Source organism: Mesorhizobium sp. B2-4-3 (assembly GCF_006442815.1).
Taxonomy (GTDB): Bacteria; Pseudomonadota; Alphaproteobacteria; order Rhizobiales; family Rhizobiaceae; genus Mesorhizobium.
In genome coordinates, this window is record NZ_VFVL01000029.1 from 65,303 (window position 1) to 78,910 (window position 13,608).

At 65.6% G+C, this 13,608-nt stretch carries 11 protein-coding genes; 7 read left to right on the forward strand and 4 right to left on the reverse strand.

The genetic code is table 11. The features are described 5' to 3' along the window. Window positions 1-65 precede the first annotated feature (65 nt). The 4 genes from FJ956_RS23635 to FJ956_RS23655 all read left to right on the forward strand — a co-directional run bounded on the left by FJ956_RS23635 (window position 66) and on the right by FJ956_RS23655 (window position 3,795). Window positions 66-488: an OsmC family protein gene (locus FJ956_RS23635; protein ID WP_140680591.1), complete on the forward strand. Its 423-nt coding sequence runs from the start codon at window positions 66-68 to the stop codon at window positions 486-488. A gap of 4 nt (window positions 489-492) precedes the next feature. After that, entirely contained in the window at window positions 493-1,020 is a 528-nt protein-coding gene (locus FJ956_RS23640) for a hypothetical protein (RefSeq protein WP_140680588.1), read from the forward strand. Between the two features lie 278 nt (window positions 1,021-1,298). Further along, window positions 1,299-2,042, forward strand: coding sequence for a 2OG-Fe(II) oxygenase (locus FJ956_RS23650; RefSeq protein ID WP_140680586.1), 744 nt, complete (start codon window positions 1,299-1,301; stop codon window positions 2,040-2,042). 130 nt (window positions 2,043-2,172) lie between these two features. Then, window positions 2,173-3,795, forward strand: coding sequence for an ABC-F family ATP-binding cassette domain-containing protein (locus FJ956_RS23655; RefSeq protein WP_140680583.1), 1,623 nt, complete (start codon window positions 2,173-2,175; stop codon window positions 3,793-3,795). Between the two features lie 9 nt (window positions 3,796-3,804). Here the strand turns inward: FJ956_RS23655 and FJ956_RS23660 are convergent, their stop codons facing one another. Next, window positions 3,805-4,485: a glutamine amidotransferase gene (locus tag FJ956_RS23660; protein WP_140680581.1), complete on the reverse strand. Its 681-nt coding sequence runs from the start codon at window positions 4,483-4,485 to the stop codon at window positions 3,805-3,807. Between the two features lie 116 nt (window positions 4,486-4,601). Continuing rightward, entirely contained in the window at window positions 4,602-6,494 is a 1,893-nt protein-coding gene (gene htpG / locus FJ956_RS23665) for a molecular chaperone HtpG (protein WP_140680579.1), read from the reverse strand. A 521-nt stretch (window positions 6,495-7,015) separates the two neighbouring features. On the opposite strand from htpG, the gene FJ956_RS23670 reads away from it, so the two are divergent. Continuing rightward, the gene (locus tag FJ956_RS23670) at window positions 7,016-8,425 is read left to right on the forward strand and encodes a hypothetical protein (protein WP_140680577.1); all 1,410 of its coding nucleotides are present in this window, start codon (window positions 7,016-7,018) and stop codon (window positions 8,423-8,425) included. Window positions 8,426-8,532: 107 nt separating this feature from the next. Here the strand turns inward: FJ956_RS23670 and FJ956_RS23675 are convergent, their stop codons facing one another. Both FJ956_RS23675 and FJ956_RS23680 read right to left on the reverse strand, forming a co-directional pair. After that, window positions 8,533-9,426 carry a hypothetical protein gene (locus tag FJ956_RS23675; protein WP_140680575.1) on the reverse strand — a complete coding sequence of 298 codons (894 nt, stop codon included), beginning with the start codon at window positions 9,424-9,426 and terminating at the stop codon, window positions 8,533-8,535. 93 nt (window positions 9,427-9,519) lie between these two features. After that, the gene (locus FJ956_RS23680) at window positions 9,520-11,169 is read right to left on the reverse strand and encodes an acyl-CoA synthetase (protein WP_140680573.1); all 1,650 of its coding nucleotides are present in this window, start codon (window positions 11,167-11,169) and stop codon (window positions 9,520-9,522) included. Window positions 11,170-11,422: 253 nt separating this feature from the next. Here FJ956_RS23680 and FJ956_RS23685 point away from each other — a divergent pair, with 253 nt between their 5' ends. Next, window positions 11,423-12,520 carry a KamA family radical SAM protein gene (locus FJ956_RS23685; protein WP_140680571.1) on the forward strand — a complete coding sequence of 366 codons (1,098 nt, stop codon included), beginning with the start codon at window positions 11,423-11,425 and terminating at the stop codon, window positions 12,518-12,520. A 129-nt stretch (window positions 12,521-12,649) separates the two neighbouring features. Next, a complete protein-coding gene (locus tag FJ956_RS23690; RefSeq protein WP_246672144.1) occupies window positions 12,650-13,519 on the forward strand; it encodes a BA14K family protein in 870 nt (289 codons plus the stop codon). Window positions 13,520-13,608 lie beyond the last annotated feature (89 nt).

Consider the following 13,608-nt stretch of genomic DNA (forward strand, 5'->3'; position numbering starts at 1 on the left):
GCGCCAGCGATTGCCTCAGTGGATTCCCGTCCGCTATCAATGGCCTCGAAACTGGAGACGACACGATGGCGGACCTCAAAATCCGAACCCGAAACGCTGGCGCGCTCGCCGTCCTGCCGCTGGGCGGCCTGCCGGCAATCACCACCCCAACCGGCGGCACCGTCGATGTGGTCACGCAGGTCAGCGCGCCCGGCTTCAGTCCGCTCGATCTGCTCTATGCCTCCTTAGCCGCCTGCATGGTGCTCAGCGCCCGCATCGCCGCCACCCGCCTCGGCGTCGCCGACCGGCTCGGCGAGGTGAGGGCGGAGGTCACCGGCGAGAAGGCGAAGGACGAGCCCTCGCGCGTCGAGGCATTCACCGTCAGACTGGAGATCGCCGGCGATCTCGACGCGGCGACAAAGCAACGCATCCTGGCGGATGCCGAGGACATCTGCACCGTCTCCAACACGCTGAGCGGCGCGCCCGCCCTGCATGCGACGCTGGGGTGAGGCAATGGCGCATCTTTCGCCGATCGACTACGCGACCGCTTCCGCTGAGATCCGCGCCGAGCACGACCGCGAGCTTAAGCTGCGCGGCCGCATGACCAACATGAAGCGCATCCTGCTCCACTCGCCGGCCGCGCACCGCATCTACGCCGAATGGTTCACGCTGCGCGATCTTCTGCGCCCCACGCTCGACGACCGCGCCATCTGGCTGTTCTCGAAGACGATCGCCGAGACGATGCGCGCCGAGATTCCGGTGACCTTCTTCCGCCGCGCGCTGATCGAGAGCGTGCTCGATCCGGAGGCGATTGCTCCGTCGGCCGACGAGGCGCTGCTGATCGGTTTCGGCAAGGCGGTCGCCGCCGACGCCAATGCCGTCCCGGACGAGACCTGGGCCGCGCTCAAGGCGCGCTACGACGAGACGCTGCTGGTCAACCTGACCGCCTTCGCCGGCATCATGGTGGCGACCTGCGTGTTCACCAATGCGGTGAAGGTGGATCTGGATCCGGAGCTGGAGCGGTATCGCAGAAAAGGCTGAGGCCGAGATCCTTCGCGCCCCCCTCTGTCCTGCCGAACATCTCCCCCACAAGGGGGGAGATCAGCTGCCGTCGCCGCTTTCGCCAATCTCCAGCGTCGCAAGAAAGAGCGCCGCCGCCCGAACTGCCAATCTCCCCCCAAGTGGGGGAGATGTCCGGCAGGACAGAGGGGGGCGCTGTCCCGCCGGCTTCTCCAACGATCTCTCACTCACTTCCGCAGGAATCGGGTGGCCCGCACATCGCCTTCGCCCCACTTTGATGGCAAGCAAGGAGGCAACCCATGACGATCCATTCCCTCGACACCAAGCGCGCCGGCCGCTCCGCCGAATCCCGCGTCGACGCGCAAAACTGGCATGCGCTGGTGTCTGACCTGAACACTCACGGCTGCACTGTGATGCCTGGCTTGCTCTCGCCCGAGGAATGCGCCGATATCGCCGCGCTCTATCCCCATGAAGAGCATTTCCGTAGCCATGTCGTGATGGCCCGCCACGGCTTCGGCAAGGGCGAATATCGGTATTTCAAATATCCGCTGCCGGACCTGATCGAGGGCCTGCGCACCGCGCTCTACCCGCGCCTCGCCACCGTTGCCAACGACTGGAACGAGAAGATGAGTGTGGCACTGCGCTATCCGTCCGAGCACGCCGCCTTCCTGAAGCGCTGCCACGGCGAAGGCCAGGTGAGGCCGACGCCACTCCTGCTGCAATACGGTCCCGGCGACTTCAACTGCCTGCATCAGGATCTCTACGGCGCGCTCGCCTTTCCGCTGCAGGTGGCGGTCCTGTTGTCCGAGCCCGGCGAGGATTTCACCGGCGGCGAATTCGTGCTCACCGAGCAGCGCCCGCGCATGCAAAGCCGCGCCGAGGTGGTGCCGCTCAAGCGCGGCGATGCTGTGATCTTTGCGGTGCATAATCGGCCGGTGCAGGGCACCAAGGGATATTATCGCGTCAACCTGCGCCACGGCGTAAGCCGCCTGCGATCGGGGCGGCGGCACACGGTCGGGATTATTTTCCACGACGCGAAGTAGGGCGCGGCGCCGCCTTTGCAAATCTCCATCGCCACCATCCTGCGGCGTTTGCGCTCTTCCCCTGCCGCCCGCATTCGCGTACACGCCCGGGCAAATCCCGCCACGTCAGCGCAGTTTACCGGACCGCCCCATGATCCGTCTTGAAAATATCGGCAAGCAGAACGGCCGACAGATCGTCTTCATCGAAGCCTCGGCCGCCTTGCAGAGGGGCGAGAAGGTGGGGCTGGTCGGTCCGAACGGCGCCGGCAAGACGACCTTGTTCCGCATGATCATCGGCCAGGAGCAGCCGGACGAGGGCCAGGTCTCGGTCGATCGCGGCGTCACCATCGGCTATTTCAGCCAGGATGTCGGCGACATGGGCGGCTTGAGCGCCGTCGCAGAGGTCATGGAAGGCGCCGGGCCGGTGAGCGCGGTGGCCGCCGAGATGCGCGAGCTCGAGCACGCCATGGGCGATCCCGAGCGCGCTGACGAGATGGACCAGATCATCGAGCGCTACGGCGAATTGCAGCACCGCTTCGAGGAGCTCGACGGTTATGCGCTGGACGGCCGGGCGCGCGAGGTGCTCGACGGCCTCGGCTTTTCCCAGGAGATGATGGACGGCGACGTTTCGAAACTCTCCGGCGGCTGGAAGATGCGCGTCGCGCTTGCCCGCATCCTGTTGATGCGGCCCGACGTCATGCTGCTCGACGAGCCGTCGAACCACCTCGACCTCGAAAGCCTGATCTGGCTGGAGAAATTCCTCAAGGATTACGACGGCGCGCTGCTGATGACCTCGCACGACCGCGAGTTCATGAACCGCATCGTCAACAAGATCATCGAGATCGATGGCGGCGCGCTCACCTCCTATTCCGGCAATTTCGAATTCTACCAGGAGCAGCGCGCGCTGGCCGACAAGCAGTTGCAGGCGCAGTTCGAGCGCCAGCAGGCGATGCTGGCCAAGGAGATTGCCTTCATCGAGCGTTTCAAGGCGCGCGCTTCCCATGCCGCCCAGGTGCAGAGTCGGGTGAAGAAGCTCGACAAGATCGACCGCGTCGAACCGCCGAAGCGCCGCCAGGCGGTGACTTTCGAATTCCAGCCGGCGCCGCGCTGTGGCGAGGACGTGGCGACGCTGAAGGGCATCCACAAGGCCTATGGCAGCCGCAATATCTATTCGGGCCTCGACTTCCAGATCCGTCGCCGCGAGCGCTGGTGCGTGATGGGTGTCAACGGCGCCGGCAAGTCGACGCTTCTGAAGCTGGTCGCCGGCGCCTCCGAGCCGGACGAGGGCTCGGTGGCGCGCGGTCCGAGCGTCAAGATGGGCTATTTCGCCCAGCACGCCATGGAGTTGCTCGACGGCGAGCGCACCGTCTTCCAGACGCTGGAGGACTCGTTTCCGCAGGCCGGCCAGGCGCCGCTGCGTGCGCTTGCCGGTTGCTTCGGCTTTTCCGGCGACGAGATCGAGAAGAAATGCCGGGTGCTCTCGGGCGGCGAGAAGGCGCGGCTGGTGATGGCGCTGATGCTGTTCGACCCACCCAACCTTTTGGTGCTCGACGAGCCAACCAACCATCTCGACATCACCACCAAGCAGATGCTGATCGAGGCGCTGGCGCAATATGAAGGCACCATGCTCTTCGTCTCGCACGACCGCCATTTCCTCGCGGCACTCTCCAACCGCGTGCTGGAACTGACGCCAGACGGCATCCACACCTATGGCGGCGGCTATACCGAGTACGTCGCCCGCACCGGCCAGGAAGCGCCGGGCCTGCGAGGGTAGGGGGCGCTTTCAGCCGAAAAGCCTGGTCACAAAGCCGCCGAACCAGGCAAGCTGCGCCGCGTGGTGGGCCTCCATCAACCTGTCCTGTTCGTCCCGGTCCTGTGCGCCGAGTGTTCCGTAGGGTGCGCCTTGCCGCTCCTGCCAGCGCCGAAAGCCGGCCGGGCCCTGCTCGGCATGGAATTGCAGCGCATAGGTCGTGTCGCCGATCCGGAACGCCTGGTTGGGGAACGTGTTGCTCGACGCGAGATGCACGGCGCCGGCCGGCACGGCGAAAGTATGAAAGTGGTTTTGCGGCAGGAAGAGCGGCCGATCGAGGAAGTCGCCGGCCTCGGCCGTCGGCGTGATCTCGAAATAGCCGAACTCCCTGATGCCGCTTTCCACCGGCCCGACATCGGCGCCGAGATGCCAGGCGATCTGCTGCGCGCCCTGGCAGATGCCGAGCAGCGGCAGGTCGTTTTCCAGGCAGTGCTCGATCAGCGCGGCTTCGTCGTTCAGGAACGGGTGTATGTCGGTGTCGAAGACATTGAACGGACCGCCATAGATCACTGCTCCATCGACGGACCCGAGATCGATCGGATCACCCTTGAACGGCATCGCGGTCGTGATCGCATGGCCGTTCGCCTCAAGCGTCGTCTGGACATGATCGTCCCCCGGTTCTTCCGAGTGCCTGACCAGAACAATGCGCTTCATAGGAGCTCCTGCCGCTCATGCCGTAGGATACGATAAAGCTAAGCGGGCTGCTGGAAATGTGCCAGCGCCCAGTTACCGCTGGACGCCAGCGGGCCGCGCAAGCGCAGCGCCGGCGCTCATCCCTTCGCCAACCCGCGATCGATCAGCCGCGCCAGGCGCGCCGAGAAGGCCTTGGCGTCGGCCGGCTTGTCGCCGTCGAGCACGCGCGCTTCGTCGTAGAGCAGATGCGCGGCGTCTTCCTTGAACGCCTTTTCTTCGTCGCCGAGCTTTGCCAGCGCCGCCACGCGTTCATGGCGCGGGTTGATCTCGAGGATCGGCTTGGCGGCCTTGTCGAGCCGGCCGGCGGCGTTGAGCAGGCGCTCGAACTGGCGGTCCGGGCCATGCTCCGGCGCAACGAGGCACACGGCGCTTTCGGTCAGCCGGTCGGAGGCCTTCACGTCCGACACCTCCTCGCCGAGCGTGGTCTTCACGAAGGCAACGAACGTCGCGATATCCGATGGCGTCTCGGCGTCGGGCTTCGCCGCATCGTCAGGCAGCGCGACATCGGCAAGCTCTGCCGCGCCCTGCGTCACCGACTTGAACGGCTTGCCGTCGAACTCCGGCGCCATCGTCACCCAGAAACTGTCGACCGGGTCGGTGAGCAGCAGCACCTCGATACCGCGTGCGCGAAACCCTTCGAGCTGCGGCGAGGCCTCCAGCCGGGCGCGGTCGTCGCCGGCCATGAAGAAGATCGCCTTCTGGCCTTCCTTCATCGCTCCAACATAGTCGGCAAGGCTGCGCCAGCCTTCGCCCGACGCGGTCGAGCGGAAGCGGGCAAGCTTCAGCAATTGCTCGCGCCGCTCATAGTCCTCATAAAGCCCTTCTTTCAGCACGACGCCGAAATTGTCCCAGATTTTCGCATAGGCTTCGGCATCGTTTTCGGCCGTCTTGGCAAGGTCGCCCAGCACGCGGTTGGTCACGCTCTTGCGGATCGCGGCAAGCAGGGGGCTTTCCTGGATCATCTCGCGCGAGACGTTGAGCGGCAGGTCGGCGGAATCGACCAGGCCGCGCACGAAGCGCAGGTAGCGCGGCAGCACATCGGCATCGTCGGTGATGAAGACGCGCCGCACATAGAGCTTCATGCCGCCCTTGCGGTCCTGGTCGAAGAGATCGAACGGCCGCGATCCGGGCACGAAGGCGAGCACGCTGTATTCTTGCCGTCCCTCGGCGCGGAAATGGATCGTGGAAGCCGGCTCGTCATACTGGCCGGCGATGCTGCGGTAGAAATCGGTGTATTCCTCCGGCTTGATCTCGCTTTTCTGCCGCGTCCAAAGGGCCGTGCCGTCGGCGATGTCGCGCGGCTCGGCGCCGGGTTTCTCGACAAGCCTGATCGGCACGGGCACATGGCCCGACTGCGACTTCGCCAGGCCCTCGAGCCGGTAAGGCGTGGTGTAGGAGGAGGCGTCTTCCATCAGATGCAGCACCACGCGGGTGCCGCGCCTGGGCGCCGCCTCGAGCGGCGCCGGCGCAATTTCATAGGTGCCCTTGCCGTCGGACGACCAGCGGAAGGCCTCGTCGCTGCCGGCCTGGCGGCTGATGACGTCGACCCGGTCGGCGACCATGAAAGCGGAATAGAAGCCGACGCCGAACTGGCCGATGAGCTGCGTGTCTTCCGCCGCCTTGCCGGCCTCTACGCGCTCCAGGAAGGCGCGCGTGCCGGAGCGTGCGATGGTGCCCAGCGCCTCCGCCATCTCGTCGCGGCTCATGCCGATGCCATTGTCTTCGACGACAAGCTCTCTGTTGTCCGGGTCGGCGGCGATCGTGATGCGCGGCTTGGCATCGTCACCCAGCAGCTCGGGCCGGCTCACCGCCTCGAAGCGCAGCTTCTCGCAGGCATCGGCCGCGTTGGAGATCAGCTCGCGCAGGAACACATCGCGGTCCGAATAGACCGAATGCACCATCATGTGCAGCAGCCGCGAGACGTCCGCCTCGAATGTCCTGGTTTCCGTCGCTTTGGTATCCGTCGTCATTTCAGCTTTTCCCGAATGGTCTTTCCGCCGGCCGTGACATGCACGTTCGGAACTCATCCTTCAACCGTTTTCAATTGCGGCGGCAACGGTCGTCGAGGCCACGCCGGCAGGGCCGCTTTCGTCCGACAATGTTGTGACGGCCTGCGAAGGCGACAAGAGGCGGCAGGGAAAGGCGGCTCCTTGGGCGCCGCCGGCGAGGACGGTGAACGGGTGCGGCGGGAGCTTAGCCCAGAGCTCCACGGCCGTCCTGGAAGTCTTTAAATGGGCTGCGCCGATGAGGGTGATTGAGCCGCTGTATTCACTCCTGGCGTCAGGCGCATCCAGGCCTTCCTGTCCGTGGAGAATACTAACATATGCTGAGAGCGGGCGAGATCATCTGCCGCCGAAACTGCGTGTGATTGCGCGCCGCGATAACCTTAATTCCGGTTTCTTTTGATGAGGCTTCCCGAACGGCAGGTAAAGGCATAAATTAGCAATTCGTTAAGTACGCCTTGGGGGGCGAGCTTAAGGGATGTGCAGTGATGAATTTCAAGTCTCTGATCAAACGGGCCGAGGACGTCGATAAGGAATTCCAGGAATTCCAATCGGATCTGGCGGAAGCATTCGAGGACGTTCTTGCCGATGAGGAAAAGGCACCGTCTGAAGACGACGTCGCCGACCAGGACCTGGCGGCCCATGACGAGAATCCGCCGTCCGACGCAATGGCATCGCGGCTGACGCCGCATACCCAGACGCGGTTAGCCGCCCTGGAAGCCGTGGCCGGGCTTTTCCGGGATGGCCAGGGCCATCTACAGGAGATCGAGGCGAAGCTGGCCGAGATCGCCACCGCGCATCGTATGACGCGTGAGGTCCTCAACGTCTTCCATCGCGATGTGCTGCGCTCCAACGAGCTGGAGCTGGCAAACCTCGCCCTCACCACCGAGCACAAGACGCTCTCGGAACAATTGCTCGACGCGGCCCGCAGGCAGCGCGAACGCGACGGCGCGGCCGAGGCGCGGCAGCAGCGCGAGGCAAGCCTCGTCCAGGACCGTGAGCAACTGCGCTTAGCGCTTGCGGCCGTGCGCCTGGAGCTGGTGGAGATGGGCAATGAGAGCACCAGGCGCGAGACGGAGTTCGGCGAGATCGCCAAGGCTCTGGCGGCCAAAACGGTAGAACTCGACAGACGCGGCGCCGAGAACAAGCTGCTGCGCGAAAAGCAGGTCGGCCTCTCGGTCGATCTGGAGCAGGCGCAAAAGCGCGAGGCGGAGGCCCGGCACAAGTTCGACGAGTTCGCGGCAACCCACGCCGGCGAAACCGCCCATATCGCCGAGCTGATGGCCCAACTCGGCAACCACGAAAAAGAGGAAACCCGGCTGCAGAAGACGCTGGAGGCAACGCAGGCCAAGCTTGCCGAAACAGCCGAGATGGCGCGGATCGCCGAAAGCGACAGTGCCGCCGAATTGACGCGCGGCCAGGCGGAAATGCGCGGTTTGCGTTCCGAGATGCAGGAACTGCAGTCGCGTCTGGATCAGGTCTCGATCGACAATGGCGAAGCCACGGCCGAGATCGCCAGGCTCAAGGCGCAGTTGAGCGATGCCGTCACCGAACGCCAGATTGCTGAGGAAAGGCTCGCCGTTCTCAAGGACGAGAGCGAAGTCGACAAGAAGAACCTGTCCGTGGTCAGCACCAATTTCTCACAGCTTTCGCTGCAGCAGGCGTCCGAGCAGATCCAACTCGATATCCAGAAGCAGGAATGCGAGGATCTGCACGCCGAGGTCGAAGCGCTCAATGCCCGCATCCGGGAATTGCTGCCTTACGAGCGGCTGCATCGAGTGACCGACGCAAGGTCGCGCAAGGATGCCCCGCCTCAGGCCAATGGGATTATCGCGGAAACGGCGCGCCCCGCCGCGCGGCGTGTTCCCCGACGCAACATGCGGGCGAACGGAGGCTGAGGGCTTCGAGCGGTTCGGCTTCGACAGCGCCGACCCGCTCTATCTCCTTGGTTTGACGCAATTCCACATGGAGAGCCGCTGTGCTTTCCTGGAATTGCTCTGGCGAACTATTTCCCAGCCATGCCGTCGGCGAGGTCCTGCGCCTGCTTGAGCAGGGCCGGGAAGGACGGATCGCCGGGCAGGCGCTGGGCCATGCAGGCGCGGTAATCGGCGTCGCCCTTTTCCCAGGCGGCGTTGGCGGGATCGGAAGCCTGCGGGTCGTCCTGGTCCGAGCCCTGGTCGGCCTGCTGGGCTTTCTGCGCGGCGGCGTCGGCGGCTGCCCACAGCGAATCGCAGGCCGCGATCTTCGGCACGGCGGGCGAGGCGGGCGCTTCGGCAATCAGCACGCGATCGCCCTTCACGACCGCCACGACGACATGCTGGTCGTAGATCGGTCCGACATCCTGGGTCCAGCCGCCGAGCCGGGCGACCACCGCATCGGCGCCGTCGGGTTTCTTCAGCGAAAAGTCGAGCGTGCCGGAGAACGCGGCGTCGCTGCCGATGGCCTGGGTGTAGAAACTGTCGAGCTTCAGCGCCGCGCCGATGTCGGCGGGCAGCTTGAAATCCGCTTCCGTCTCGGCCGATTTGGACTTGAGCCAGCGCTCGGTCAGCCCGCGCGTCGAGGCGACGATGCTCGGGCCGTCGTCGCTCTGCGCATATCGCAGCCCGTCCAGCATGCCGTAGCCGATATCGGAGGCGTTGAGGCTTTGAACGTTAATGGTGCCGGTCGCCGGAAAATCCTTGACGGAAAGCGGGCCGAGAATGGCGGCGAGACGCTGCTGCAGATCGGCCAGCGCCTTTTCGTTCTGGGCGTCAATGGTTTCGATCGCCGTATTGGCGCTTTCCTGCGCCGTGATGTCGGCGATCGCCTTGTCGCGCGCCGCGATGTAATCGTCCTCCGGCGAGGCGGCGAGCGCCGTGCTGCCCGCCAGTGCAAAGAGAAGCGTTAAGACCAACCGCATGCAGCAACCCCAAGGTTAGCGATCAAGAGCCCTTGCGAGCCATCGCCCGACTTGGCGGCTTTTGCGTGGCGGAAATCCAGGCGGCGGCAATCTTTATTCCGCTTTGCGCTTCTCCACCTCGGCCTTCCGCAGCAGGAACCGCTGGATCTTGCCGCTTGGCGTCTTCGGCAGCTCGCTGACGAACTCGACCTCGCGCGGATAGGAATGCGCCGACAGCCGCTTCTTCACATGCTGGGCGAGTTCTTCGGCCAGCGCGTCGCTGCCCTTGAAGGCGGGCGCCAGCACCACGAAGGCCTTGACGATCTCGGTGCGCTGCGGATCGGGCACGCCGACCGCCGCCGCCTCGTTGACCGCCGGGTGCTCGATCAGCGCGCTCTCGACATCGAACGGCCCGATGCGGTAGCCGGAGGAGGTGATGACGTCATCGGCCCGGCCGATGAAGGAGACCGAGCCGTCCGGCTCATATTCCACCGTGTCGCCGGTGCGGTAATAGCCGCCCACGATCGCCGGCGTCTCTGCCTCGTGGTAGCCGCCGAACCAGCGCAGCGGCGATCTGGCGATATCGACCGCGAGCACGCCGGGCTGGTTGGGGCCGAGCTCGTTGCCTTCGTCATCCAGCACCACCATGCGGTAGCCCGGCATGGCGAAACCGGCCGATCCCGCACGGACAAGGTGTTTAAGCCCGTGATGGTTGTTGACCATCATGCCGTTCTCGGTCTGGCCGTAATGGTCGTGGATCGGCGCCGCGAGGTTGGCGTCGAACCAGCGGATCACTTCCGGGTTAAGCGGTTCGCCGGCGCTGCTCACCACGCGCAGCCTGCCCTTGACGCGGGCCGCGGCCTCGGGTCCTTCCGCCATCAGCAGGCGATAGGCCGTCGGCGAGCCGGCAAGGCTGGTGACGCCCAGACGCTCGATGATGTCGTAGGTCGATTTGGCGTTGAAGGCGCCTTCGTAGAAGGTGGTGGCGATGCCGAGCTGCAACGGCCCCGTGATGGCGTAGTAGAGCCCATAGGCCCAGCCGGGATCGGCGATGTTCCAGAAGATGTCGTCGGGCGTGAGCCCGATCGCGTCGCGCATATAGGTGTCGAAGGCGAGCAACGCATTGAGCGGCACCGGCACGCCCTTTGGGTGCCCGGTGGTGCCGGAGGTCGACATCATCATGAACAGGTCCGGGCCCTTGCGCATCACGGGCTCGCAGTCGGGGGAGGCGGTCGCGAGCGCCGCGCGGAAATCGATGTCGTCGGCGGGCAGCGTGTCGCCGTGGCCAAGAATGGTGGCGATGCGCGGACGGTTCTCCACCTCGTCGAGCTTGCCGCGGTTGGCGGGGTTGGTCACCACCAGCTTCGCCTTGCTATAGCTCAGACGATGCTCGACCGCCTTCGGCCCGAAGGCCGTGAACAGCGGCTGGTAGACCGCGCCGACGCGCCACGCGCCGAGGATCAGCGCCACCAGCTCGGGTATGCGCGGCAGCATGCCGGCGACGACATCGCCGGGGCGAACGCCAAGCTCCTTCAGCATTGTGCCGACGCGGCCGGACATGTCGGCCAGATCGTCGAAGGAATATTCGCGCAATTCGCCGGCAGCCGAGATCGCGCGCAGCGCCAGCCGGTTCTCGCCCGTGTAGCGGCCGCAGCATTCGACATAGGCGTTGATGCCAGTGGCCGGGTCGCCATCAAGGCGCGCGATCTCGTCCTCGATGCGGAATTGCGCCACGGCATCCTCATAGCGCGACAAGTTGGTCATGGTAGTCCTCCTCGGCAGACACCATTCCCCATGGCAGGCTGCTCGGTGGAGATTGCCCGAAAACGCCGCGCGGGTCGATTGCAGCGAGATGGGCGGGCTGCCGAGTTGCGCTAGCGCTCTACGGCGCCCCCTCTGTCCTGCCGGACAGAGGGGGCGCGAAGGAACGCGGCATATGACAGTTCGCGGCAGCGGTAGTGGTTGACCCCGCCCGTCATCCATCCGATATCCCACGCAAATCCGTCCCGAGACCGCAATGACCACCGATCTCAAACAACCGGCCGCCAGCGCCGCCGCCTGGCAAGACGATATCCGCGCCGGCGTGCGCCATGTCCGCGACCTCGCGTCCCTGCCGCTTTCGCCCGCCGAGCGCGCCGCCGCGCAGGAAGCCGCGGCCGCGCACAAGGTGCGCGTGCCAAAATCCTATCTCGATCTGATCGACTGGGACGACCCCAACGACCCGGTCCGCGCCCAGGTGATCCCGTCGCCGGATGAGCTCGTCGCCGCCGAAGGCGAGCTCGACGACCCGATCGGCGACCACGCCTTCAGCCCGGTGCCCAGGCTGACGCACCGCCATGCCGACCGCGTGCTTCTGTTCCCCACCTATCAATGCGCGGTCTATTGCCGCTTCTGCTTCAGGAAAGAGTCGCTGACCTCGATCGGCCGCGGCTACACACGCGAAGCGCTGGAGCCGGCGCTGGCCTACATCGCCGGACACCCCGAAATCCGCGAGGTGATCCTGACCGGCGGCGATCCGCTGTCGCTGCCCGACAAGGCGCTGGCCGAAATCCGCGCCCGCCTGGAGGCGGTCCCGCATCTCAGGCTGCTGCGCATCCACACCCGCGTGCCCGTGGCGCTGCCGTCGCGCATCACGTCCGGCCTGGTTGAGGCATTGCAGGGCCAGCTGATGGTTACGGTGGTGACCCACTTCAACCATGCGCGCGAGATCACCGCTGAAGCCGAAGCCGCTTGCCGCGCGATGCGGCAGGCTGGCTTCGTGCTGCTCAACCAGAGCGTTCTCCTGAAAGGCGTCAATGACAAGGTCGAGGTGCTGGAGGAGCTTTGCCGGGAGCTGATGTATCGTCTCGGCGTAAAGCCCTATTACCTGCACCATGGCGACCTCGCGCGCGGCATGGCGCACCGCCGCGCCACGATTGCCGAAGGCCAGGCGCTGGTCGCCGAATTGCGCCGGCGCCTCTCCGGCATCTGCAACCCGACTTATGTCATCGACCTGCCGGACGGCGGCGGCAAGGTGGCGCTGGCGGCGAGCCATATCGAGGGCCGCGAAGGCGATACCTGGCGGATCAGAGGCCAGGACGGCAAGGTGCGGGAGTATAAGGAAGTGGTTGTCTAGACCGCCACGATTTGCGTTGCCGGCGTTCGGCGACTGCGCGTGCCCGCCCGACTTTGGCCCCCATTGCACAGCACAAGGAACTCCATCCCGCGCCCTGCATTCTATGAGCGGGGGCTGAAGGAGCGTCGCGTGAAGGCTTTGTTGGGAATTGCCGGCGGCTTCGTGCTGACCCTGGCCGTGTTCGCCAGCGGGCTTGCATTCGCCACCTGGCTGCTCGCCGCCAAGCCGGTGCGGCAGGCAACGCCCGCGATCGGCGTTTCCGAACTCTGGACGAAGGATGCCCAGCCGGTCGATCGGCAGGAACAGAACCTTCAACGCATTCCCGCCCGACAGGTAGTGGCTGCGTCCGCCAAGACTGGCGAGCCGGCCAAGGCGGATAGCGGAACGCAGACGACGGCGCTTGGCGGGGCCGCGGCGCCTTCTGCGGCGCCACGACTGCAGCCACTCGCCCAGGTCTCTGGCCCGGGCCAGGCCGCGCCCGACGCCGGCGTGGCCCAACAGCCGACGACAGTCGATCAACAGGCTCAACAACAGCAACTGCCCGTCGCCCATCTGCAATGGTGCGCCACCCGCTATCGCAGCTACCGCCCGGCGGAAAACAGCTACCGCTCCTACAGCGGCGAGCTGCGCCCCTGCGTCTCACCCTATTACGATCCTGGCGACGACCGCACCGCCTCGACGGGCGCAGGCCAGGATGACCAGACAGCAGCGAGCGCTCGCCAGAACGCCATGCCTGACGACCGGACGAGCGACGATCAGATGAGCGACGACCAGGCCGAGATGGAAGGCTACGCCCCGTCGGCCGACGGTTACGCCACCACCTATGGCGGCCCGCCGGAAGAGATTTCGCCCGAGGCAGAGGCCGCCCGGGAACAGGCATCGGGTCGTCCGGTCTCGGGCGACCACGTCGACTACTGCTTCAGCCGCTACCGCTCCTACGATCCGCAGGACAACACCTACCAGCCCTTCGACGGCGGTCCGCGCCGACAGTGCGAGTAGCGCGCCGACGCTTGTCCAGCCGATAGATGGGTAACACTTTGAACCGGATACATGGGTTACAGTTTTCGCCCTGAGTTGGAGTCCGCTGC

What these genes read in the sequence shown, in the direction of transcription:
- FJ956_RS23635 (WP_140680591.1), top strand. Translation starts at nt 66, where the DNA reads ATGGCGGACCTCAAAATCCGAACCCGAAACGCTGGCGCGCTCGCCGTC.
- FJ956_RS23640 (WP_140680588.1), top strand. Translation starts at nt 493, where the DNA reads ATGGCGCATCTTTCGCCGATCGACTACGCGACCGCTTCCGCTGAGATC.
- FJ956_RS23650 (WP_140680586.1), top strand. Translation starts at nt 1,299, where the DNA reads ATGACGATCCATTCCCTCGACACCAAGCGCGCCGGCCGCTCCGCCGAA.
- FJ956_RS23655 (WP_140680583.1), top strand. Translation starts at nt 2,173, where the DNA reads ATGATCCGTCTTGAAAATATCGGCAAGCAGAACGGCCGACAGATCGTC.
- FJ956_RS23660 (WP_140680581.1), bottom strand. Translation starts at nt 4,485, where the DNA reads ATGAAGCGCATTGTTCTGGTCAGGCACTCGGAAGAACCGGGGGACGAT.
- htpG (WP_140680579.1), bottom strand. Translation starts at nt 6,494, where the DNA reads ATGACGACGGATACCAAAGCGACGGAAACCAGGACATTCGAGGCGGAC.
- FJ956_RS23670 (WP_140680577.1), top strand. Translation starts at nt 7,016, where the DNA reads ATGAATTTCAAGTCTCTGATCAAACGGGCCGAGGACGTCGATAAGGAA.
- FJ956_RS23675 (WP_140680575.1), bottom strand. Translation starts at nt 9,426, where the DNA reads ATGCGGTTGGTCTTAACGCTTCTCTTTGCACTGGCGGGCAGCACGGCG.
- FJ956_RS23680 (WP_140680573.1), bottom strand. Translation starts at nt 11,169, where the DNA reads ATGACCAACTTGTCGCGCTATGAGGATGCCGTGGCGCAATTCCGCATC.
- FJ956_RS23685 (WP_140680571.1), top strand. Translation starts at nt 11,423, where the DNA reads ATGACCACCGATCTCAAACAACCGGCCGCCAGCGCCGCCGCCTGGCAA.